The following is a 22,784-nucleotide window of genomic DNA, read 5'->3' as shown; positions in this document are numbered from 1 at the left end:
ATCAGGGCCTGAGTGACAGGATCGCCTCCAGGGCATCCGGCAATTCCACGAATGACTCGAGTAGCCGGTCGGCACCCAGCGTGCCGACCGGTATCTCGCTGTAGCCGTGCGTCATCAGGATGCAGGGAACCCCCGCAGCCTTTGCGCAGGTGGCATCCGGCTCCGAATCCCCGACCATGACGATCCGCGTCGCACCGGCTTCGACCGAAGCGAACAGATGCGCCGCGTCCGGCTTCTTGGCCGGCGCGCGTTCCGGCCCGACGATCCGGCTGAAATACTTTTCCATACCCAGTTCGCGCAGCAGCAGGTCGGCCAGTTCCGATGGCTTGTTGGTGCAAACCGACAGCGTCGCCCCGGCGGCCCTGAGCCCTTCGAGCGCCTCGATACAACCCGTGAAGGGCTGGCTCCGGTCGGCGATTCCGCCGCGATAGACATCGATGAAGCGGCGCACATGCGCGTCGACGTCGTCGCTTTCGAGATGCCGCCCCTGGGCGGCATAGGCCCGCTCGATCAGGACGCGGGCGCCGCGGCCGACCATGGCGCGAACCTCGGCGACCGGCACCGGCTCGAGCCCCTCCGGTTCGACCACCTCGTTGAGTGCGCGCACCAGATCGGGTGCGGTATCGACGAGCGTGCCGTCCAGGTCGAAGACGATCGAGGCCCCGCTGACATGTTCGGAAAACAAAACTGATCTCCTTCACGCATATGGCGTAACCGGTGCTGTCGCATCGTGCGCGGCGATGGGCTATAGCCCGACGCAGACTCGCGAATTCCCGGGAGCCCCGCTTATGCCTCAGCCTCGCGCAGCCGTCATCCTCGCCGCCGGACTCGGCACGCGGATGAAATCCGACCTGCCAAAATGCGCTCACGCCGTGGCCGGCCGGCCGATGGTGCAATGGGCCATCGATCTTGCCCGCCAGTCCGGCGCGGACCGCATCGTGACCGTCTATGGCCGCAAGTCGCCGCAGATCGCCGCGCTGGGCGAAGCCGCCGGGACGGAAACCGCGCTGCAGGATCCGCCGCTCGGGACCGGGCATGCCGTGCGTGCCGCGGAACAGGCGCTGAAGGGGTTCGACGGCGATATGATCGTGCTCTACGGCGATACGCCGCTGATCACGGCAGCAACGGTCTCGCGCGTGTTCGAAGCGCTTGAAGGCGGTGCGTCGGTCGCGGTCCTGGGATTCGAGCCGGACGATCCGGCAGCCTATGGCCGGCTGATCGTGAATGCGGGCGGTGAGCTGGAGAAGATCGTCGAGTTCAAGGACGCCAGCGCGGAAGAACGCGCGGTCCGCCTGTGCAATTCCGGCGTCATGGCCGGCAATGCGGCGCTGATGTTCGAGTTGCTGGGCGAGGTGACGAACGACAACGCCAACAAGGAATACTACCTGACCGATGTCGTCGGCTTGGCCCGCGCGCGAGGGCTGAAAGCCGTCGCAGTCCATGGCGACGAGGCCGAGGTGCTGGGCGTCAATTCGCGCGCCGACCTGGCCGACGCCGAAGCGGCATGGCAGTCACGCAAGCGCGCCGAGGTCATGAAGGAGGGGGCGACGCTGATCGCTCCCGAGACGGTCTGGTTTGGCTTCGATACCCGGATAGGCCGCGACGTGCTGATCGAGCCGAATGTCTTCTTCGGCCCCGGCGTGACGGTCGAGGACAACGCCGTCATCCACGGATTCTCGCATCTGGAAGGCTGCAGGGTGCGGGCCGGCGCACAGGTCGGTCCTTTCGTCCGATTGCGCCCTGCCGCGGACATCGGGCCGAAGGCCAAGGTCGGCAATTTCGTCGAGGTGAAGAAATCCACACTGGGAGAGGGCGCGAAAGCCAGCCACCTTTCCTATATCGGCGATGCCGAGGTCGGCGCGAACGCGAATATCGGGGCCGGAACCATCACCTGCAATTACGACGGTTTCGGCAAGCACAGGACGGTGATCGGCGATGGGGCCTTCATCGGGTCGAATTCGTCGCTGGTCGCGCCGGTCACGATCGGGGCCGGGGCCTACACCGGGTCCGGCAGCGTGGTGACGGACGACGTACCCGCTGACGCGCTGGGTCTCGCCCGCGCCAAGCAGGCGAACAAGGAAGGCTGGGCCGCCCGCTTCCGGGCCGCCATGACGAAACGCAAAGGGGAAGGCTGAATGAACCCGCTCGACCGGCTCAAGGACCGCGCTCTGTTCCGCACCGAATCCTATATCGGCGGACGCTGGGAGACGGGGGACAGCCGGTTCACGGTGTACAATCCCGCCAATCGCGGCGCGCTGGCCGAGGTTCACGATGTCGGCGCCGAGGGCGCGAAGGCGGCGGTCGCGGCTGCCGCCGAGGCGCTGAAATCCTGGCGCAAGACGAGCGTGTTCGAGCGCGGCCGGATCCTTCGCCGGTGGTATGATCTGATCGTCGAGCATCAGCACGATCTGGGTGTCCTGATCACCGCCGAAATGGGCAAGCCGCTTCCCGAGGCGAAGGGCGAGGTGATCTACGGCGCCGCCTTCGTCGACTGGTCGATCGAGGAAGCCAAGCGCATGCATGGCGAGACCATCGCCGTGCCGATCCCAGGCTCGCGCGGCTGGACGGTGCGTCAGCCGGTCGGGGTCGTGTCCTGCATCACGCCGTGGAATTTCCCCTCCGCCATGGTGACGCGCAAATGCGCGCCGGCGATGGCGGCGGGCTGCACGATCGTTCTGAAACCCGCGCCGGAAACCCCTTTGTCTGCGCTGGCGCTCGCCGAGCTGGCGGACCGGGCCGGCATTCCGGCAGGCGTGTTCAACGTGGTGTGCGGCGACGCGGAAGCGATCGGCCCGGTGCTGACCGGATCGCCGGACGTTCGCCTCGTCGGCTTCACCGGCTCGACCGAGGTCGGGAAAATCCTGATGCGGCAGGCCGCCGACGGCATCAAGCGGGTCGCCCTCGAACTGGGCGGCAACGCGCCCTTCCTGGTCATGGACGATGCCGACATCGAGGAAGCCGCGAACGGGATCGTACGCGGCAAATTCCGCGCCGCGGGCCAGACCTGCGTCTCGCCCAACCGCATCATCGTTCAGGACAGTGTCGCCGAGGAGCTGATCGCGGCGCTGGAAGCCAAGGTGGCAAAGATCAAGGTCGGCGACGGGTTCGAGGCCGGGGTCGAGGTCGGACCGCTGATCCATGACGAGGCTGTCGAACGCGTCTCTGGTCTTGTCGAGTCTGCCCGGCGCGAGGGTGCCCGCATCATCGTCGGCGGCGAGGCGCGCACCGATCTGGGCGGCAGCTTCTTCGCGCCGACGCTGATCGAGGGCGGCAGTTTTGCGCTCGACCTGGCGTGCCACGAGATTTTCGGACCGATTGCGTCTGTCTATCGTGCCAAGGACGAGGCGCAGATGATCGCCGCGGCGAACGACACGCCCTACGGGCTCGCCGCCTATCTCTACACCAACGATATCGGCCGCGTGCACCGCATGTCCGAAGGGCTGGATTTCGGCATGATCGGCATCAACGCCCCGACGGTCGGGGCCGCCTCCACGCCGTTCGGCGGCATGAAGCAGTCCGGTATCGGACGCGAAGGCGGCAAGTGGGGCGTCGAGGAATTCACCGAGCTGAAATACGTCCTCCTCGCGGGAGTGGAATGATGAGCACCTCGCACCAGAAGACCAGCGCCGCCGTGGCTGCGCTCAAATACGTCCAGGACGGGATGGTGCTCGGCCTGGGCTCCGGCTCGACGGCCGAGATCTTCGTGAGGAAGCTGGGTGAGCGCGTTGCGCAAGGGCTGAGCGTCAAGGGCGTTCCGACCTCGGAGCGGACGGCCGAGGTGGCGCGCGAGGCGGGCATTCCCCTCATCCCGGTCGACCAGGCCGACTGCCTGCACGTCACCGTAGACGGGGCGGACGAGGTCGACGGGAAGTTCCAGCTGATCAAGGGCGGGGGCGGCTGCCTGCTGCGCGAGAAGATCATTGCCCACGCCAGCGATCTGATGGTCGTGATCATCGACGAGACCAAGCTGGTCGGGGCGCTCGGCGAATTCCCGCTGCCGGTCGAGGTCGATCCCTTCGCCTTCACGATCACCGCGAAGAAGGTGTTCGACGCGCTGCGCAGCGCCGGTATCGAACGCCCGGATGTGCAGCTGCGCCGCAAGGGGGACGGGCTGGAGCCTTTCATCACCGATGGCGGCAACTACATTCTCGACTGCGCCTGCGGAATGATCCCGGACGCGCCGTCGGCGGACCGGGCGCTGAAGGCCATCCCCGGCGTGATGGAACACGGCCTGTTTCTCGGCCTCGCCCGTGTGGTGATCGTGGGCGAGGACAGCGGCGCCCGTGTGATGGAACTCTAGGAGACCGTATTGGCTCAGTTCGACTACGACCTCTTCGTCATTGGGGCGGGCTCAGGCGGCGTGCGCGCCGCGCGCATGTCGGCGATGAAGGGCGCGAAGGTCGCCATCGCCGAGGAATACCGGGTGGGCGGGACCTGCGTCGTGCGCGGCTGCGTCCCGAAGAAATTCCTCGTCTACGCCAGTGCCTACGGGAAGGGCTTCACCGCCGCCAAGGGCTATGGCTGGACGGCGAAGGACGTGTCCTTCGACTGGAAGACGCTGATCGACGCGGTCCATGACGAGGTGTCGCGCCTGTCGGGCATCTACTGGAAGAATCTTTCCAACAGCGGTGTGGAAATCATCGAGGACCGGGCGGTGTTTGAGGACGAACACACGATCCGCCTGGTGAAATCCGACCGGACGATCACGGCGAAACACATCCTGATCGCGGTCGGCGGCACGCCAGCGCGGCTCGACATTCCGGGCGACGATCTGACGATCACCTCGAACGAGGCCTTCCACCTCGACACGCTGCCCCGGCATGTCGTGATCAATGGCGGGGGCTATATCGCGTGCGAATTCGCGCAGATCTTCGCCGGACTCGGCAGCGAGGTCTGCCTCGTCTATCGCGGCGATACGGTGCTGCGCGGCTTTGACGACGACATTCGTGCCCACATCCACGAAGAGCTGAAGAAGTCCGGCGTCCGGGTCATCACCCATGCCAACACGGTCAGGATCGAGGACCGGGGCGAGGGCTGGAAGGCGGTGCACCTTGATACCGGTGACACGATCGACGCGGACGTTGTGATGCATGCGGTCGGCCGCGTGGCGAAGACCGAAGGGCTGAACCTCGAGGCCGCGGGTGTCGAAACGCGCGAGAACGGGGCCGTGAAGGTCGATGCGTTTTCGAAGACAACGGCCGACCACATCTATGCCGTCGGCGATGTGACCGACCGGATCCAGCTGACCCCGGTGGCGATCCGCGAGGGCGCGGCCTTTGCCGAGACCGTGTTCGGCGGAAATCCGACGGCGTTCGACCATGCCGATGTTGCCAGCGCCGTCTTCACCCAGCCGCCGGTCGGCTCGGTCGGGTTGACCGAGCATCAGGCGCGGCAGACGCACGGCAAGATCGACATCTACAAATCGGTCTTCCGGCCGATGAAGAATGTGCTGTCGGGCAGCGACAGCCGGATGATCATCAAGCTCGTCGTGAAGGCTGACGACCAGCGTGTGCTGGGCGTTCACATGGCGGGCGACGACGCGCCCGAAATCATCCAGGCCGCGGCGATTGCGGTGAAGGCCGGACTGACCAAGGGACAATTCGACGCAACCTGCGCCGTTCACCCCACAGTCGCGGAAGAAATGGTAACCTTGCGCGAAAAATGGACCCCGCCCGAACTTGGAGCGAGCTGACGTGACGGCCTGGATACCTGCCTCCTGGCGTTCCCGCCCGGCGCAACAATTGCCGGATTATCCCGATGCGGATGCCTTGACCCGGGTCGAGGCGGAGCTGTCCGCGCGGCCGCCGCTGGTGTTTGCCGGCGAAGCGCGGCGGCTGAAGCGCCAGCTCGCGGAAGTGGCTGCGGGCCGGGCCTTCCTGTTGCAGGGCGGGGATTGCGCCGAGAGCTTCAAGGAATTCTCCGCCGATGGCGTGCGCGACACGTTCCGCGTGCTGCTGCAGATGGCCGTCGTTCTGACCTTCGCGGCCTCGCGCCCGGTGGTGAAGGTTGGCCGGATCGCCGGCCAGTTCACCAAGCCCCGTTCAAGCGGCACCGAGGTGAAGGACGGGATCGAGCTGCCGAGCTATCGCGGAGACAGCGTAAACGACATGGCGTTCGAGGGGGCCGCGCGGGTGCCGGACCCCGCCCGTCTGATCAAGGCCTACGACCAGTCGGCCTCGACGCTGAACCTGCTGCGCGCCTTTGCCTCCGGCGGCTATGCCGACCTCAACAACGTCCACCAGTGGACGCTCGAATTCGTCAAGGACAGCCCGGCGACCGAACGCTATCTCGAAATGGCCGAGCGGATTTCCGAAGCGCTGGATTTCATGCGCGCCTGCGGCGTGTCGGGCGATGCGGCAAGGAGCCTGGAAAGCGTCGACTTCTACACCAGCCACGAGGCGCTGCACCTGCCGTTCGAGGAAGCGCTGACACGCCGCGACCCGGCCACCGGGCAGTGGCTCGCCAGCTCCGCGCACATGTTGTGGATCGGCGAACGTACGCGGCAGCCCGACGGGGCCCATGTGGAATTCATGCGCGGCATCGCCAATCCGATCGGGATGAAGTGCGGCCCGACGATGGAGCCGGGCGAGCTTCTTACCCTGATCGACCGTCTGAATCCGTCAAACGACCCCGGCCGTCTCGTGCTGATCACACGCATGGGGGCGGACAAGGTCCGCGACCGTCTGCCCGCGCTGGTGCGGGCGGTCGAACGCGAGGGCCGCAGCGTGGTGTGGTCGTGCGATCCGATGCACGGCAATACAGTGAAGACCCGGAGCGGCTACAAGACGCGGGATTTCGACCGCATCGTCATGGAGCTGGAAGGCTTCATGGAGGCGGTGTCCGGCGAGGGCGGCTATCCCGGCGGCGTTCATTTCGAACTGACCGGGCGGGACGTGACCGAGTGCGTCGGCGGCGCGCGCGCCGTGACCGAGGCGGATTTGTCCTCGCGCTACCACACGCATTGCGATCCGCGTCTCAATGCCGATCAAGCCATCGACATGGCATTCCGGATCGCCGAGGCGATGAAACGCTCGCGCCGGGCCCGGTCCGAAGACGCGGCGTGATTCACGGGCCGGCCAACCGGCAAAGAAAAACGCCGCCCCGTTGAGGGCGGCGTTTTCAATTCAGCGATCCGTGAGTGCGGATCAGATGTCCTTCAGCGAAGCCGCCGGGCGGAAAGCCGCCGACGTCTTGGCCTTCGACATCATGGTCTCACCCGTGCGCGGGTTGCGGACCTGACGGGCATCGCGGTGCTTGGCGTAGAAGGTGCCGAAGCCGGCCAGCTGGACGCTGTCCTTCTTCTTCACCGCGCCCACGATGGCGTTGACGGTGGCGTCGACGGCGTCAGAGGCTTGCGACTTGGACAGGCCGGTGGCGTCGGCAACCGCTTTCGCGAGATCGGATTTGTTCATGGTCAGGGACTCCCCCAGTGATTGATGGTCGTTCCACATCCGGGTGTGATCCCGACGGGGAAACGATTCCGTTTTACGAGTGCCATTGAGGACACGGGAGGGCTGTATGGCAAGGCGTTTGGGCCGTTCAGCCGCATGAATCCGTGCTTTTTTGGTGAAAAAGCACTCAATCGGGCATGCGGCGTGGTTATTGCGGGGTAAACGGAATGATGTTCCGCGCTGAAACACAGCCCCGCCGCCGATCCTTCCTGCCGGCGATTCGCGCCCTGATCGTGGCGATACCCGCGGCGATGGCCGCGTATTACGGCCTGGAATGGTTCGGTGCCGCTGCGCCATGGCCCGAACTGGCCGGCGCGATGGCGGGCGGATTTCTGGTCGGGAAGCTCAGCCGCCGTTGACGCGGATCGCCGCGTAGACGAAGCCGATCAGGGCCATGATCAGTCCGCCGAGAAAAACGAGCAGGATCGCCGTCAGCGAAAACAGGAATCCCTTCACGATCGCGCCGGTCCTGGTGCTGGCCAGGATTCCCGGTGCCCCCCGGTAGAATGTGATCCCGTAGAGCAGGGCGATGACCGGGAGGGACCAGGTCATCAGGGTGAAGTGACCGGTTACGGCGGTCACGACGAGCAGAAGCAGTCCGACTACCGAAGCAACCGACAGGATGGCAAAGGTGATGTTGATCCGCGCCGTCCAGTGAAGCGACTTGTTGAAGGCTCCGATCAGGAAGGCCGACAGACCGGTCATGCCCCCTACCAGAACGGCATGAAGCAAATTGGCCACGTCGCCATAATGGCGCGCGATTTCCTCGATCGGCCCACCCATGGCCTGCTCGATCAGCGCGACATTGGTGTCACCACTTTCCCATTGCGACAGCAACAGGCCGCCATAGCCACCCCAGATCACGGAAAAGAGGACCTGAATGCCGATGATGCCGAGCCAGATCCGCAGGCTCGGCGTGTAGGCCTCCCGGTCTCTGTCCGCGTAAGCCTGGAACACGGCACGCGGCTTGACGAACAGGGCGTAGATCGTCCGGAAACTGCGGAAGTTGAAGCCGAGGATGTCTTCGACGAAATCCTCGACATCATCATTGCGCGGCTTCGGACTCGTCGTCACAGCTTGACCAGCATCTTGCCGAAATTCTCTCCGCGGAAGAGGCCGAGAAAGGCGTCGGGCATCGACGCGATCCCGTCACGCACGGTCTCGCGTGTCTGGATCTTTCCGGCCATCATCCACTGCGCGAGATCGGTCATGAAGTCGCCAATCATGTCCATGTGGTCGGTGACGATGAAGCCGCGGATCATCAGCGACTTGGCGACGATGTTGGTGAGGTTGTCGGGCAGGGGCTGGGCGCTGGCATCATTGTAGCGCTGGATCATGCCGCATGCGGCGATCCGGCCCTTCGGCTTGAGCACTTCGAGGGCTGCGGTCCAATGGCTGCCGCCGACATTCTCGAAATAGCCATCGACCCCGCCGCCCGCGGCTTCGCGGATGGCCTTGGCCAGATTGCCGGTGTCCTTGTAGTCGACGACCGCATCAGCCCCGATCTCGAGGCAGAAGTCGCACTTTTCCTTGCCGCCGGCAGTGGCCACGACCTTCGCGCCCATCGCCTTGGCGAACTGGATACCGGCCGAGCCCACCGCGCCGGCACCCGCCGACATCCACAGCGTCTCGCCTTCCTTCAGGTCGATGATCCGCTTGATCCCCACATAAGCGGTCATGCCGGTCAGACCGGCAATGTGCAGATAGGCCTGGGGCGGCAGCAGGCTGGTGTCGATCTTCTGCAGGCCCTTGCCGTCACTGACATAGGCTTCGCGCCAGCCATTCATCGACAGCACCCAGTCGCCCTTGGCGAATTTGGGATTGTTGCTCTCGATCACTTCGCCGACGGCTCCGCCCTCCATGGCCTGCCCGATCTGGAAGGGGTCGACATAGGTGCGGATTCCGCTCATCCGGCCGCGCATATAGGGGTCGACCGACAGCCAGGCGTTGCGCACCAGAACTTCCCCGTCCTTCGGTGCGGGAATGTCGACTTCCGCGAGTTCGAAATTGCCGGGGCCGGGTTCGCCCTTGGGATAGGCCGTCAGGTGGATTTCACGGGATTTCATTGCGAAGGATTCTCCAGCGATGTGGTCATGAGATCGAGAAACGTGGTGTCGTGGAAGGTCTGCAAGGCGAACTCGGCAACGAGAAACTGTCCGGTTCCGACAATGATGAACGACAGCGGCAACAACAGGACTACGCCCAGGGTCTTGAAGATCACGCCGGCGACCGTGGTCGCGTAATGGCTGGCGAAGATCCGGGCCGTGGCCGCGAAATAGGTCAACAGACCGATGGTCGTCGAGACCAGGTACCAGAACAGAAAGTTGCCGAACACCGCCAGCGCCAGGATGGGCAGCATGATGATGTAGGACACATTCGTGGTCAGCAGATAGGCCAGCACATGCCCGTAGAAGGAACGGGATGGGCGATAGGCCTTCATCAACAGTATGTAGGGCAGTGAGGACAGCAGGATCAGTGCGGTGATCGACAGGCTGGCCGCGCGCTCGAGCGTCTGGTCGACCGCGGCGCGGTCAAGTCCCTCTGCCGCCAGCCAGGCATCGAGCCGGGCTGCGGCTTCCGGGGTTGTCGCGAAGGATTCCGTGGTCAGCGAGACGGGCACGCCCACAAAGGCCATCACCGCGAACTGCATGCCGAACAGGATCAGGAAAATCCGGATGATGGGAATGTAGAGGTCGCGGTCGCCCGCATAAGCGGCCTGTAGCACGCGCGGCGTGTGGATGATCGTGTCCCAGACGGTCCTGACGATGCGCGTGTCGAACCCGATCATGGCCTCGGCGACATCGTCGGCATCGGCCCGGGTCGGGCGCGTGTCGTCAGGCTTGTTCGAATCCGCCATGGTGTCCCCCGCTTCGGCATGATCCTAGGCTCAAAGCGTTGCAGGGCAAGTCTGCCAGAAAGCGCAACAATGATTGATGCAGGCCGTTATTGTGCCGGTGGTGCGTGCATGCGAGGTGCGCTGTCGAGATGAAAAGCAAAACCACATCCCTGAAAGCCGGCGTGTTCGGAGCCGGCGTTTTCGGCGGGCATCACGCGCGCAAATACGCTGCGTCGGGCCGGGCCGAACTGGTCGGCGTGTTCGATATCAGCCGCGAACGCGGCGAGGCGCTGGCGGCCGATCTCGGCGTGACGGCATTCGACAGCGCCGAAGCGCTCGTCGAGGCCTGCGAGGCGGTGACAATCGCCAACCCGGCGATCGCCCATTACGACAGCGCCAAACTGGCGCTTGAGGCCGGTTGCCATGTGCTGTGCGAAAAGCCCCTGGCCGATACGGCGGTGCGCGGCCGCGAACTGATCGCGCTGGCCGACGCGACGGGGCGGGTGCTGCAGGTCGGGCACCAGGAACGCTTCGTGTTCAAGGCGATGGGCCTGTTCGACATCAACGAAGTGCCGCGGCGCGTCACGGCGCGGCGTATGGGTTTGCCCTCGACGCGCAATCTCGACGTCTCGGTGACGGTCGATCTGATGATCCACGACCTCGATCTCGCCATTGCGCTGGCGCACGCGCCGCTCGACCGGATGGAGGCCGAGGCGCGGATCGTCAAGAATGACTCCGCCGATGTGGCGCACGCTGTTCTCACCTTTGCCAATGGCTATGTCGCTGAACTGACGTCCAGCCGCGTTGCCGACGCGCTCGACCGGGTGATGCGGATCGAATACCGGTCCGGCGTCCTGGAGATCGACTTCGTGAAGAAGACATTTTCCAACACGACCGGTTTCCCGCTCGACCCGGATTTCGGTGAGAACCCGCAGGCCAAGGACTCCCTTGGTGCCAATGTGAACGCCTTCCTGGCGTCCGTGCTGGACGGCGCGCCCGTGGCGGTTCCGGCGGAGGCCGGGCTGGCTGCGCTTCAGGTGGCGCGGGATATCGACCGGCTCGCGGTTGCCTGAAACCGCCCCCGGGTCTAAAGGCGCGCGCATGACGACGACGCTCCGCATCGCTTCGGCCCAGCTCAACCCGACCGTCGGCGACGTGGCGGGCAATCTGGAACTCGTGCGCGAATACCGCCGGATGGCAGGCGATGCAGGCGCGGATCTCGTTATCTTCCCCGAACTGATGCTGATCGGCTATCCGCCCGAGGATCTCGTGCTGAAGCCGGCTGCCGTGCGCGCCTGCGCCGAGGCGCTGGAGGCGCTTGCGGGGGATCCGGGACCGGCCATCCTCGTCGGTGTGCCATGGGATGATGACGGCAAGCTGCGCAATGCCGTCGCGCTGATCGACGCGGGCAAGGTGCAGGCGCTTCGTTTCAAGCGCGAACTGCCGAACTATGCGGTGTTCGACGAGAAGCGCGTCTTCGAATCCGGCCCGCTGCCCGAACCGGTGGACTGGCGCGGCGTGAAGCTGGGCCTGCCGATCTGCGAGGACATCTGGTTCGAGCATGCCCCCCGCGCGCTCGCTGAAAAGGGTGCCGAGCTCTTCATCTCGATCAATGGTTCGCCCTGGCGGCGTACGATCGAGGCCGACCGCAAGCGCGCCTTCTCGCGCTGGGGCGACCTCAAGATTCCGCTGATCTTCGTCAACCAGGTGGGCGGACAGGATGAGCTGGTGTTCGACGGGGCTTCCTTCAGCTGGGACGCTGCCGGCAAAGAGGTGCAGCGGCTGAAAGGCTTCGCCACCGATCTGTCGATCGCCGACTGGGAGAAGGGCGAGGACGGCTGGGTCTGCAAACACGCCGAACGCGCCGATGTGGTCGGCGGCCTTGACGCAGACTGGCAGGCGATGCGCCTCGCGCTCGCCGACTATGTCGACAAGAACGGTTTTCCCGGCGTTGTTCTGGGAATGTCGGGCGGGATCGACAGCGCGATCTCCGCCGCCATCGCGACCGATGCGCTCGGGCCCGACCGGGTCTGGGCGGTGATGATGCCGTCTAAATACACGTCGCAGGACAGTCTCGACGATGCGAAGGCCTGTGCCGAGGCCCTCGGCGTGCGCTACGATATCATCGATGTCGAACCGGCCATCGCTGCGTTTGGTGGCATGTTGGCTCCCGTTTTCGAAGGCCGGGACGCGGATGCGACGGAGGAGAATATCCAGTCGCGCGTGCGCGGCGTCACGCTGATGGCGCTGTCCAACAAGTTCGGACCGATGGTGCTGTCGACCGGCAACAAGTCGGAGATGGCGGTCGGGTACGCCACGCTCTATGGCGACATGAATGGCGGCTATAACGCGCTGAAGGATGTCTACAAGACCGAGGTCTATGCGCTGGCGCGCTGGCGGAATGACCGCAATGCGCCGGTGGGGTTCGGCCCGGCGGGCGAGGTGATCCCGGAGCGGATCATCACCAAGGCGCCGAGCGCCGAACTGAAACCCGACCAGACCGACCAGGACACCTTGCCCGACTATGACGTGCTCGACGCGATGCTGGAATGCCTCGTGGAGCAGGAAGGCGATCCCAACACGCTCGTCGCGGCGGGACATGACGCCGCCACTGTCGCGCGGATCGAAAACATGCTCTATCGCGCCGAGTACAAGCGCCGCCAGGCGCCGCCGGGCGTGAAAATCGGTCCGAAGAATTTCGGCCGGGACCGGCGCTATCCCATCACCAACAAGTTCCGCGCAAGCAAGACAAAGCTGTAAATTCGATGTCCGCCAAAGTCCGTTTCGCCCCGAGCCCGACCGGCAAGCTGCATGTCGGCAATATCCGCACCGCGCTGACCAACTTCCTCTACACCAAGGGGCAGGGCGGTCAGTTCGTGCTGCGGATCGACGATACGGACCTGGAACGCTCCACGAAGGAATACGAGGACGGGATCAAGGCCGATCTCGACTGGCTTGGCCTTCACTGGGACGAGACCTTCAGGCAGTCCGAACGCTTCGAGCGCTACAATGCCGTCGCGGCAGACCTGCGCGCCAAGGGCCTGCTCTATCCCTGTTACGAGACCGAGGACGAACTTGACCGGAAGCGCAAGCTGCAGCGCGCTCAGGGCAAGCCGCCGGTCTATGACCGCGCGGCACTCGATCTGACCGACGCGCAGAAGGCCACGTACGAGGCCGAGGGCCGCAAGCCGCACTGGCGCTTCAAGCTGTCCGGCAGGACCGTGACCTGGACCGATCTGGTGCGCGGCGAGACGCCGATCGATACGGCTTCGCTGTCCGACCCGATCCTGATCCGTGAGGACGGCAGCTATCTCTACACGCTGCCGAGCGTGATCGACGATATCGACAGCGGCATTTCTGCGATCATCCGCGGCGAAGACCATGTGACCAATTCCGGCGCCCAGATCGAGATATTCGAGGCCATTGCCGGGCATTCGCCGCAGCTGGGTCATCATCCGCTTCTGGTCGGGCCGGATGGCGGCAAGCTGTCCAAACGTCTCGGCACGCTGTCGATCTCCGGCCTGCGCGAGGAAGGCATTGAAGCGATGACCATCCTGTCGCTGCTCGCCAAGATCGGCACGTCCGACCCGGTCGAGCCGCGCCTGGAGATCGCGCGCCTGATCGAGGAATTCGACCTGTCGAAATTCTCCCGTGCCCCGGCCCGCTTCGATCCCGAGGAGTTGATGCGCCTCAATGCGCGCCTGCTGCACGAGACGCCGTACGAAAGTGTGCTGCCGCGCCTGCAGGCGCTGGGTGCTGACGCCGGCCCGGATTTCTGGGATGCCGCGCGTCCCAATCTCCACCGGCTCGAGGATGCCGTGGGCGTACTGAAGATCGTCGAAGGCCCGGTCACGCCGGTCGTGGAGGATGCCGATCGCGACTATATCGCGGCGGCTGCGGAGGCCCTGCCGGCCGGCGAACTCGATGCCGGTTCGTGGTCGATCTGGATATCGGAGCTGAAGGCGAGAACCGGCCGGAAGGGACGCGATCTGTTCATGCCGCTGCGCCTGGCGCTGACCGGCGACCGGCACGGGCCGGAAATGGACAAGCTGATCGTCCTCATCGGTCGCGAACGCATTCTTCAGCGCCTCAAGGGCTGATCGTCCGTTCACACCGCTTCATGCAGCGAAACGGGAATCGCGAAAACACGAATCCTTTGAATCGGTTGGTGGATAGCGCTGAAATCCGGATTCGGGGGCTTCACATCCCGATTCAACTGGCCGGGCGGGCTTGAGATTTCGATTCAACTTCGCCGTTGAGAGATCGATTCAACTGCGTCCGCAGAGCTCAGAAACCGATTCAATCCGGAGCGCGCTGCCACTCGACGGGCAATCAATAAAGGCTTTTCAAATCAGTTCTTTGCCGGCGATTGTTGAATCAGAAATTCACCCGCTCGTCATCCGGGTGACGGCTCTCGCCGTGGTTCAGGGCGTCCATCAGATGCGCCACCGCGGTGTCCGGGTCGCTCTCGATCAGCACGCCGCTGGAGAATCCCTGCGGCGTGAAGCCTTCGTCCTCGGTCTTGCGCATCAGCTTGAACAGCGGGTCCCAGAAGCCGTCGACATTGAGGAAGGCGACGGGCTTCTTCTGCAAGCCGAGCCGGTTGCGCGACAGGACGTCGAAGATTTCTTCCAGCGTACCGACCCCGCCTGGCAGGATCAGGAAGCCGTCGGATTCCGCGATCAAAATGTTCTTGCGCGAGGACATCGTGGTGACGATCCGGGTCTCGGCCTTTTCCAGCAGGCCTTCGCGCGAAATCATGAATTCGGGAATTACGCCCAGCACCGGTCCGCCGGCATCGAGCGCAGCCAGCGCGGAGGCGGCCATCAGTCCGACATCGCCACCGCCATAGACCAGACGCGCCCCGTGGCGCGCGATCGCGCCTCCCGCCTTGCGGGCATTGGCGGCATAGGCCGGGCTGACGCCGGAGGCGGACCCGCAAAACACACCGATGGACCAAATTTTCGCCATTTCGATCAGGCCTTACATATTGAGTTGCGTGATCACACTATCGGGTGAAGCTTCCCGATGGAAAACCGCTTCGTCAGTCGTATGCTCTGCGACGGACCGCAAGGAGGCCTCCATGTCCGCCACTCGTTCGATCATCATCGCCGCAGCGCTCGGTACGCTGGCAGCGGGTGTGGCGACGGTCTTCATACTGACGCGAGTGCCCGCGGCGGACGAGGGGCCGGCCCCGGGGACGTCAGTCACCCAGAACCCGTCCGGAGCCGACGATTCGATCGCCATGGTCGCGCCCCCGAGCTTCGATGTGGTGCGGGTGGATCCTCGTGGCACGGCGGTCATTGCCGGGCGCGGCGAGCCGGGCGCGACGGTCTCGGTCCTCGTTGACGGCGAGTCGATCGCCGACCTCCCGGTCAACGATCAGGGCGAATGGGTGCTGATCGTCGAGGAGCCGCTGCCGGCCGGATCGGTCGAACTTGGCCTGCTGATGGTCACGCCCGGCGGCCAGGAAATCCGATCCGAACAGATCGTGGTCGTGTCGATCCCGGAATCACGCGCCGAGACGCCGCTGGTCGTGCTGGGCCGCCCCGGCGAAGCCAGCCGCGTACTGCAAGGACCGTTCGAAGGGCTCGAGACCGGACCGCTGGCGCTTGAAACGGTCGACTATGACGAGGCAGGCGGGGTGATCTTCTCCGGACGCGCCGAGCCGGGCAGCCGCGTTCGCGTGATCGCCAACGGTGCAACGGTCGGTGACGCAGCGGTCGGACAGGACGGACGCTGGACGGTTCGCGCCGGCGATGCCCTGGCGCCGGGCGTCTATGACCTGCAGGTCGACATGATCCGCCCGGACGGCACGGTCGCCGCGGTGATCGTGCTGCCCTTCGAACGCGTCGCGCCCGAAGCGCTCAATCTCGGCGAGGGCAGCGTGATCGTTCAGCCGGGCAACAGCCTGTGGCGGATCGCGCGCCGGATTTATGGCGAGGGTATCCAGTACACCGTGATCTACGAGGCGAATGCGGATCAGATCCGTGATCCCGACGTGATCTATCCCGGCCAGGTGTTCGCGACGCCCCCGCAGGGCGATGGCGATTCGGAAACTCCCGACGGTGATTGATCTGGCGAAACGCCGCGCGGCGTCCTATCTGACCGCCAATGTCTGATACCGAACCGGCGCAAGGCGCCACCGGCGGGCTGGCTCCCGCCATGTCCCGTCTCCTGTCGCTGCTGAGCTCGCCGGAAATGGCGCGCTGGCGGCCGCGAATGGCGTTCGCGCTTGTCCTGACGATCGCGTCGAAATTCTTCGCGGTTGGGGCGCCGGTGGCCTTCGGCGAGGGTGTCAACGCGATCACCGAACATGCGACCGGCGTGACGGCGATGGCCTTCGTTATCGCCTTCCTGCTCTATGCCGGCGCCCGTTTCGCGAGTGTCGGCGCGCCGCAATGGCGCGATGCGATCTTCGCGCCGGTCAGCCAGGACGCGCAGCGCCTCGTTGCGGTCCGCGTCTTCGGCCATGTCCAGCGCCTGTCGCTGAACTTCCACCAGACCAAGCGGACCGGGGCGCTGAACCGGATCATCGACCGCGGTGCGCAAGCGATCGACTTCCTCCTGCGTTTCCTGGTGTTCAATATCGGCCCGACCATCATCGAGCTTTTGTTGGCCGCGGCGGTGATGGGCGTGGCCTATGGCTGGGAATTCCCGGTCATCGCGGTGATCACCGTGGCGCTGTACGCCGCCGCGACCTTCTCGGTCACGGAATGGCGGGTCCGCCTGCGCCGGGAAATGAACGACGCCGACAATGAAGCCAGCGCCCGCGCGGTCGATGCGCTGATCAATTTCGAGACGGTAAAGAGCTTTGGCGCCGAAGCGCGCGAGACCGGGCGCTACAACGACTCCATGCAGCGCTATGCCGACGCGGCGGCGAAGTCGCAGAGTTCGCTGGCGCTGCTGAACGGCTTGCAGGCGCTGGTGATGAATCTGGGCCTGCTGGCGATGGCGCTTGTGGCCGGTTGGAAAGCCTGGATCGGCGTGCTGCAGGCCGGCGATGTGGCTGCCGTCACCCTGATCCTGATGAATATCTACCAGCCGCTGAACATTCTCGGCTGGGCCTACCGCGAAATCAAACAGTCCGCCGTCGATATGGAACGGCTCTACGATACGCTCGACCTTCAGCCCGACGTCGCCGACGCCGACAATGCGCAGCCCTTGCAGGTGCAGGGCGGCGAAGTGGCGTTCGAGAACGTCCATTTCAGCCATGCCGGGCGGGACCGCTCGGTCGACGGGGTCAGTTTCGAGATTCCGGCGGGCAGTTTCGTTGGCGTTTGCGGGCCGTCAGGCGCGGGCAAGTCGACCATCCTCAAGCTGCTGTTCCGCTTCTACGATCCGGCCGACGGGGCGATCCGGATCGACGGTCAGGACCTCAGATCGGTAACTCAGGACTCGCTGCGCCAGGCCCTCGGTCTCGTCCCGCAAGAGGTCGTCCTGTTCAATGACACGCTGCGCATGAACGTGCTCTATGGCGATCCTTCGACTGACGAGGCTGCGATCTGGGATGCGCTCGACCGGGCGCATCTGAAGGCGTTCGTGGAAAGCCTGCCGGACGGGCTCGACACGATGGTGGGCGAGCGCGGACTGAAACTGTCGGGCGGCGAGAAGCAGCGCGTCGGCGTGGCGCGGGCCATCCTGAAGAACCCGGCCATCCTCGTACTGGACGAGGCAACCTCGGCGCTCGATTCGGAAACCGAGCGCGAGGTTCAGCTGGCGCTCAACGAAGCCGCCAAGGGCCGCACGACGATTGCCGTGGCGCACCGGCTGTCGACGATTGCCGGGGCGGACCGGATCCTGGTCATGGACAAGGGCCGGATCGCCGAGACCGGCACACACGCCGAGCTGATTGCGCAGGGCGGGATCTATGCCGGCATGTGGAAGCGCCAGATCGAGGCGGGTGAGCGGTATTCAAGTGCACCGGCCGTTCCGGTAACTAGCGCCTCGGATCGAACCACAGCGTAGCGATTCGTTCGCCCTCGTCGACGATCTGCACATTGTAGCTGACGAACCATTCCGGGGCCCCGGGCGCGATCTCACGACCGCCGCCTGCCTGACCCGCCATCGGAATCGGCATCGAATCCAGCGAAAATCCTTCCGGAAGTGCGGCTTCGATCTCTGCGGCACTCGGCGCGTTGGCTCCGCCATAGGCCTGGGCCATGGCCAGCGCATCGCGGATCGATGTGGACTGCACCGGTCCGCTGGCGATGGCCGCGGGAGCGCCGGGCGCGAAGCCCCGTCCGTTGAGCGCGACCATGCCGCCGGGCCAGCTGAAATGGCCGTAGGCCGTGCCCGATTCCAGCTCCATGTCTGCGAGATTCTCGCACGCATCCATGACGGTATGGATCAGGTAATCGACGTTCAGTCCGGTCAGCTGACCGTCCGGATGATTGACCCGCTGCATTGCGTGATCGGCTACCTGGCGCGCGGATGGCTCTCCGCTGCCGCGGTAGGCGGCGTCTCCGGCCCGCGCGATGTCCATCATCATCTGTCCCGGATCGGGGAGTGCGCCCTCGATATAATGGTTGGCCACCTGGACGACGGCCCATCCGACCGCTCCGCCTGCGCCGCGTGCCAGGGTCGGAGCCTGCGCGAAGATCTGGCCGAGTTCCCGGCCCATCGAAACAGCATCGGCCGCCCCCGAGGCCGCTTCGACGACGTCACGCGTGTTGAACAGGCCGTCAGCGAAACTGGCTTGCTCGCCGTTGGTATACCCCTCCGGCACGGGAGTGATCACGCTCCAGTCGATCGGGCCTTCGAACTGGTTGCCGATGAAGCCCCAGCGCCGATTCAGGTCCTGGTAGGCGCTGAGCATGTTGTCCTGGAACATGCGGCAGGCATCCTCGACATTCTGAAGGCTTACGGTCGAGGGATGCGGGTAGGCGACGAAGTTCAACGGAACGATGTGTGCCTGGGTCTCGTAGTCGAGGCGCAGCATGCCGCGCCCGCTGCCGGCAAGAACGTAGTCTCCGTCATCGCAGAAATTGGGGCCGGGAACCCATTCGCGCACATCGCCGTGGAGATAGATGACAGCATGGTTGAGTTCCTGGTTCACGACTAGACGGCTCATCTGGTTTTCGCCGAGGAAGGGTCCCGATCCGGTCCAGACGTCCATCGCCACGATCCGGGACCGGCCGCGCATGTCGGCGCGGCTGGAGCCGTCGCAGGTCGGCGGATCGCCCGCGGCGGTATAAACGGCCTGAAGCGACGAACGCGCCATGAAGTCGCCGTCAATTCCGTTGTCGCGGCCGATGGCGCGATCACCCAGCAGCCCTTCGTGAATTCCGGATGCAACCGGGTAGAGCCAGGTGCCTTCCTGGACCTGCAGCGACGTGCCGGGCATCTGTCCGGCCTGCATGAGCCGCAGCAATTCCTCGGGGTCGGGTGTCGTTTGCGCCGTCTGCGCCGACACCGGGGCGGCACTGATCACGGCTAACGCGGCGGATGCCGCGGCAAGGCGGCCGGTCGAAGCCTTCATGGTCATCTCTCCTAGTCCAGGCCGACTGTGGTCACTTCGTCGGAGACAATGGTTGCGGTGGTTTCGCCGGCCGGGGAGACGATCCAGTAGTTTCCCGTGGCCAGGGTGATCGGATCGCTGCCGGTCAGGCCCGACGCGACGACGGCGCCATTCGCGTCGATGACTTCGAACCGGGTCGCGACCGCGCGGGTCATGGCTTCGCCCAGACCTTCCGCATCGGCGGCGCTGAAATACGCCCCGCCACCGGCGGCGGCCCAGCTTTCGAACGTGCGTTCCAATTCGGCGTCGTCGATGGCGAAGCCGACGATGTTGACCCGGATGTCCCAGCCCAGATCACGCAGCGCCTGAATGGCGAGCGCCGGGTCGCCGTCGCACGTCTCTTCGCCATCGGTCAGGATGATGAGAACGCGCTGCCCGGTCGCGCCTGCCAGATCGGTCGGGACATGCCGGATCGAATCAGCAATCGGCGTCCGGGCCAGATTCATCGCGTTGATGCTGCCGATCGCGGCACTGGCCGCAGCCGGATCGAGCGGGGCGAGCGGTATTTCAAGATCGGTACGGCAGGAATCGGCTTCGCTATGTCCGAAGACACGCAGGGCAAAGCCGGTGCCCGGCGGGATGGTATCAGAGACGAGATCGGTCAGCGTGGCCTTGGCGATGACTATGCGGCGCTCACCCCCGATCCGTTGCAGCATCGAGCCGGAGGCATCGAGAATGATTTCGACCGCGTCTCCCGAGCCGAGTACGGCCCGTCCCTGTGTCACGACAAGCTGTCCGGGCGGGTTGGGGGCTGGAATGACCGAAAGGGGTTCGCGGTCCATTTCCTGACCGCCGCGGGTTTCATAGACGAGTTCGTAGTCGCCGGTTTCGGCAGGAGCCTCGATCTCGACGATGCCGGTCAGCGGGTCGACATAGCTGTAGTGATATTGCGCGCCATCCGCGCCGGCGATGTAGATCAGATCACCGCCATTGCCAGCGCCCTGCCACGACACCGTGAAGCGAAATCCTGCCCAGACCTCCGCGGGACCGTCGATTTCGACGTTTGCCGCGATGATCTCGATCGGGGAGCGGCCGATCACCCCCCCGTTCGAAACATATACGACGTCGTAGCTGCCGAGCGCTTCGCCTGCACGCAACCGCACCGTCCCTTCGGTCGCGTCGCCGACATAGACATAGGAGCCGATGCCGCTGCGGGCTTCGCCGCCCCGGTCGGCAAAGGTGATCTGGTCACCCGAATTCGCCGGGCCCTCGAAGCCCACCTCGAAATTGCCACCGGCATGAATGCTGGCAGGTGCCGTCAGGGCTGCTGAAACACTGCCCACAGAGACCGGATGGCGCGCCAGAATGGTCGATCCGGTCACGTAGACGATGTCGTACGTACCGGCTTCCGCCGGAGCACGCAGGTCGCGTGTGCCGTCGGTCGCGCCCGGATAGAAATAGCCGGCGCCGCGGATCACCGCACCGTCGCGCTCCGCCCAGGTGATGGTGTCGGAGCGGCTCGCCGGGCCGGTCCAGTTGACGGCAAAGGTTTCACCGGCTGCGGCGGAGTCCGGAGCGGAAAGGCTGGCTTCTGCCATGACGACGGTAAGCGGCGAGGTTGCCCGGTCCTCGTTTCCGATCGACAGGACGAGGAAGTAGCCGCCCGGGGCCTCGGGCGCTTCGATCGTCTGGGGATTGTTCTGCGTGTAGGCGTAGCTGGCACGGCGTCCACCCGCCTCGGGCCGGATTTCGAGGATACCGGTCTCGCCCTCGGGCGCGGTCCAGCTGACCTCAACCCCTTGCCGGATATGGACTTCCGACGGTGCATCGAGCGCGTAGTCCTGCGCGAATGCTACCGGTGCAGCGGCGAACACGGCGGCAATGAATACAGCCCGCATGTCAGTCTCCCCTATTCCCTTGACGGGAGAATAGGGGAGGCGGCAGTGAAGCCATAGCTTAAACTATTCGACGCGGATTTCTGATTTTCCTTCAACCACTTCGCCGATGACGCATGCGTCGCCGTGGCCGTGGCGGCGGAAGACGTCAAGCACCGCTTCGACACCGTCCGGGGCCACCGAAACCAGCAGGCCGCCGCTGGTCTGCGGGTCGGTCAGGAGGTCGCGTTCGAAATCCGGCAGGCCGTCCGGCAGCTCGACGAAACCGGATACGGCCTTCCAGTTCCGGCCTGAAGCCCCTGTTTTCACGCCCTTTTCCGCGAGGGTACGGGCGCCAGGGAAGACCGGCAGGGCGGTGCGGTCGATCCGCGCGGCGACGCCGCTGGCGGCGCAGACTTCCTTCAGATGTCCCAGCAGGCCGAAGCCGGTGACGTCGGTCAGGGCGTGGACAGAGTCCAGCTCGGCCAGGTCCGGGCCGGGCGTGTTCAGCCGCGTGGTGGAGTCCACCATCTCCTTGTAATCGCTGTCGGAAAGCAGGCCCCGTTTCATCGCGGCGGAGTAGACACCGATGCCGAGCGGCTTGCCGAGGACGAGGATATCGCCCGGTTTCGCCATCGCATTGGTGCGGATTTTTTCCGGTGCGGTTAGCCCAAGCGCGACGAGTCCATAGAAGGGTTCGGCGCAGTCGATGGAATGACCACCGGCGATCGGGGCACCGGCGGTTTCCGCAACGCTTTGACCGCCTTCGAGTATACGCCTGATCTGATCGGCGGGGATGACATCGACCGGCATGCCGAGCAGGGCGAGACAGAAGATCGGCTTCGCGCCCATGGCATAGACGTCTGAAAGCGCATTGGTGGCGGCGATACGGCCGAATTCGTAGGGGTCGTCGACGACCGGCGCGAAGAAGTCCGTGGTCGCGACCAGCGCGGATTTCCCGTCGATCACCCAGACCGCGGCATCGTCCCGCGTCGAGGCATCGACCAGCAGATTTGCGGGGACAAGCGCCTTCGCGCCGGATGTGCCCAGCAACCCGTCCAGCACCGCCGGATCGAGCTTGCAGCCGCAGCCGCCGCCGCGGGCGAGCGAGGTGAGGCGGGGCGGGGATATCTCGTCACTCATGGGATCACCGTGTGGCGGGC

At 65.1% G+C, this 22,784-nt stretch carries 20 protein-coding genes; 11 read left to right on the top strand and 9 right to left on the bottom strand.

All coding sequences use genetic code 11. The features are described from left to right. Position 1: 1 nt before the first annotated feature. Entirely contained in the window at positions 2 to 685 is a 684-nt protein-coding gene (locus ACFOOR_RS03300) for an HAD-IA family hydrolase (protein ID WP_343164004.1), read from the bottom strand. 103 nt (positions 686 to 788) lie between these two features. On the opposite strand from ACFOOR_RS03300, the gene glmU reads away from it, so the two are divergent. The 5 genes from glmU to ACFOOR_RS03275 are packed head-to-tail and all read left to right on the top strand — an operon-like array spanning position 789 to position 7,064. Next, complete coding sequence (gene glmU / locus ACFOOR_RS03295; protein ID WP_343164003.1) at positions 789 to 2,135, top strand: bifunctional UDP-N-acetylglucosamine diphosphorylase/glucosamine-1-phosphate N-acetyltransferase GlmU; 1,347 nt, start codon at positions 789 to 791, stop codon at positions 2,133 to 2,135. Next, positions 2,136 to 3,599: an NAD-dependent succinate-semialdehyde dehydrogenase gene (locus ACFOOR_RS03290; protein WP_343164002.1), complete on the top strand. Its 1,464-nt coding sequence runs from the start codon at positions 2,136 to 2,138 to the stop codon at positions 3,597 to 3,599. It begins immediately after the preceding gene. After that, on the top strand, positions 3,599 to 4,300 hold the full coding sequence (gene rpiA / locus ACFOOR_RS03285; RefSeq protein ID WP_343164001.1) for a ribose-5-phosphate isomerase RpiA: 702 nt from the start codon (positions 3,599 to 3,601) through the stop codon (positions 4,298 to 4,300). Before ACFOOR_RS03290 ends, rpiA begins: the two co-directional genes overlap by 1 nt. Positions 4,301 to 4,309: 9 nt before the next feature. After that, positions 4,310 to 5,692, top strand: coding sequence for a glutathione-disulfide reductase (gor, locus tag ACFOOR_RS03280; RefSeq protein ID WP_343164000.1), 1,383 nt, complete (start codon positions 4,310 to 4,312; stop codon positions 5,690 to 5,692). 1 nt (position 5,693) lies between these two features. Next, entirely contained in the window at positions 5,694 to 7,064 is a 1,371-nt protein-coding gene (locus ACFOOR_RS03275) for a class II 3-deoxy-7-phosphoheptulonate synthase (protein ID WP_343163999.1), read from the top strand. A gap of 81 nt (positions 7,065 to 7,145) precedes the next feature. On the opposite strand, the gene ACFOOR_RS03270 is transcribed toward ACFOOR_RS03275, so the two are convergent. After that, entirely contained in the window at positions 7,146 to 7,412 is a 267-nt protein-coding gene (locus ACFOOR_RS03270) for an HU family DNA-binding protein (RefSeq protein ID WP_039718716.1), read from the bottom strand. A gap of 206 nt (positions 7,413 to 7,618) precedes the next feature. Here ACFOOR_RS03270 and ACFOOR_RS03265 point away from each other — a divergent pair, with 206 nt between their 5' ends. Continuing rightward, a complete protein-coding gene (locus ACFOOR_RS03265; RefSeq protein ID WP_380213741.1) occupies positions 7,619 to 7,810 on the top strand; it encodes a hypothetical protein in 192 nt (63 codons plus the stop codon). On the opposite strand, the gene ACFOOR_RS03260 is transcribed toward ACFOOR_RS03265, so the two are convergent. From ACFOOR_RS03260 to ACFOOR_RS03250, 3 genes are read right to left on the bottom strand one after another with little or no spacing between them, the layout of a single operon-like run. Further along, entirely contained in the window at positions 7,797 to 8,525 is a 729-nt protein-coding gene (locus ACFOOR_RS03260) for a hypothetical protein (protein WP_343163997.1), read from the bottom strand. The genes ACFOOR_RS03265 and ACFOOR_RS03260 overlap by 14 nt on opposite strands. Beyond that, positions 8,522 to 9,517: an NADP-dependent oxidoreductase gene (locus ACFOOR_RS03255; protein WP_343163996.1), complete on the bottom strand. Its 996-nt coding sequence runs from the start codon at positions 9,515 to 9,517 to the stop codon at positions 8,522 to 8,524. Before ACFOOR_RS03255 ends, ACFOOR_RS03260 begins: the two co-directional genes overlap by 4 nt. Then, entirely contained in the window at positions 9,514 to 10,308 is a 795-nt protein-coding gene (locus tag ACFOOR_RS03250; RefSeq protein ID WP_343163995.1) for a hypothetical protein, read from the bottom strand. The genes ACFOOR_RS03255 and ACFOOR_RS03250 overlap by 4 nt, the downstream gene beginning before the upstream one ends. Positions 10,309 to 10,436: 128 nt before the next feature. Between ACFOOR_RS03250 and ACFOOR_RS03245 the strand changes: the two genes are divergently transcribed. From ACFOOR_RS03245 to gltX, 3 genes are read left to right on the top strand one after another with little or no spacing between them, the layout of a single operon-like run. Beyond that, positions 10,437 to 11,360 carry a Gfo/Idh/MocA family protein gene (locus tag ACFOOR_RS03245; protein ID WP_343163994.1) on the top strand — a complete coding sequence of 308 codons (924 nt, stop codon included), beginning with the start codon at positions 10,437 to 10,439 and terminating at the stop codon, positions 11,358 to 11,360. Positions 11,361 to 11,388: 28 nt separating this feature from the next. Next, positions 11,389 to 13,047 (top strand): NAD+ synthase, encoded by a 1,659-nt coding sequence (locus ACFOOR_RS03240; protein ID WP_343163993.1) that lies wholly within the window; start codon positions 11,389 to 11,391, stop codon positions 13,045 to 13,047. A 5-nt stretch (positions 13,048 to 13,052) separates the two neighbouring features. After that, entirely contained in the window at positions 13,053 to 14,387 is a 1,335-nt protein-coding gene (gene gltX, locus ACFOOR_RS03235) for a glutamate--tRNA ligase (RefSeq protein WP_343163992.1), read from the top strand. Positions 14,388 to 14,664: 277 nt separating this feature from the next. On the opposite strand, the gene ACFOOR_RS03230 is transcribed toward gltX, so the two are convergent. Then, entirely contained in the window at positions 14,665 to 15,258 is a 594-nt protein-coding gene (locus tag ACFOOR_RS03230; protein WP_343163991.1) for an LOG family protein, read from the bottom strand. A 112-nt stretch (positions 15,259 to 15,370) separates the two neighbouring features. Here ACFOOR_RS03230 and ACFOOR_RS03225 point away from each other — a divergent pair, with 112 nt between their 5' ends. Together ACFOOR_RS03225 and ACFOOR_RS03220 are read left to right on the top strand one after the other, a co-directional pair. After that, positions 15,371 to 16,363, top strand: a complete 993-nt coding sequence (locus ACFOOR_RS03225) for a LysM peptidoglycan-binding domain-containing protein (protein ID WP_343163990.1) — start codon at positions 15,371 to 15,373, stop codon at positions 16,361 to 16,363. A 38-nt stretch (positions 16,364 to 16,401) separates the two neighbouring features. Continuing rightward, positions 16,402 to 18,255 (top strand): ABCB family ABC transporter ATP-binding protein/permease, encoded by a 1,854-nt coding sequence (locus ACFOOR_RS03220; protein ID WP_343163989.1) that lies wholly within the window; start codon positions 16,402 to 16,404, stop codon positions 18,253 to 18,255. Here the strand turns inward: ACFOOR_RS03220 and ACFOOR_RS03215 are convergent. The 3 genes from ACFOOR_RS03215 to selD form a co-directional block, all read right to left on the bottom strand. Next, positions 18,227 to 19,768 (bottom strand): hypothetical protein, encoded by a 1,542-nt coding sequence (locus tag ACFOOR_RS03215; protein ID WP_343163988.1) that lies wholly within the window; start codon positions 19,766 to 19,768, stop codon positions 18,227 to 18,229. The two genes, ACFOOR_RS03220 and ACFOOR_RS03215, sit on opposite strands and share 29 nt — an antisense overlap. A gap of 11 nt (positions 19,769 to 19,779) precedes the next feature. Beyond that, the gene (locus tag ACFOOR_RS03210; protein ID WP_343163987.1) at positions 19,780 to 21,645 is read right to left on the bottom strand and encodes a vWA domain-containing protein; all 1,866 of its coding nucleotides are present in this window, start codon (positions 21,643 to 21,645) and stop codon (positions 19,780 to 19,782) included. Positions 21,646 to 21,708: 63 nt separating this feature from the next. After that, positions 21,709 to 22,764, bottom strand: coding sequence for a selenide, water dikinase SelD (gene selD / locus ACFOOR_RS03205; protein WP_343163986.1), 1,056 nt, complete (start codon positions 22,762 to 22,764; stop codon positions 21,709 to 21,711). Positions 22,765 to 22,784: the final 20 nt, after the last annotated feature.

Origin of the sequence: Hyphobacterium vulgare, assembly GCF_042643335.1 — a bacterium.
In the GTDB taxonomy this organism is placed as follows: domain Bacteria; phylum Pseudomonadota; class Alphaproteobacteria; order Caulobacterales; family Maricaulaceae; genus Hyphobacterium; species Hyphobacterium vulgare.
This window is presented reverse-complemented; position numbering and strand designations above follow the sequence as displayed.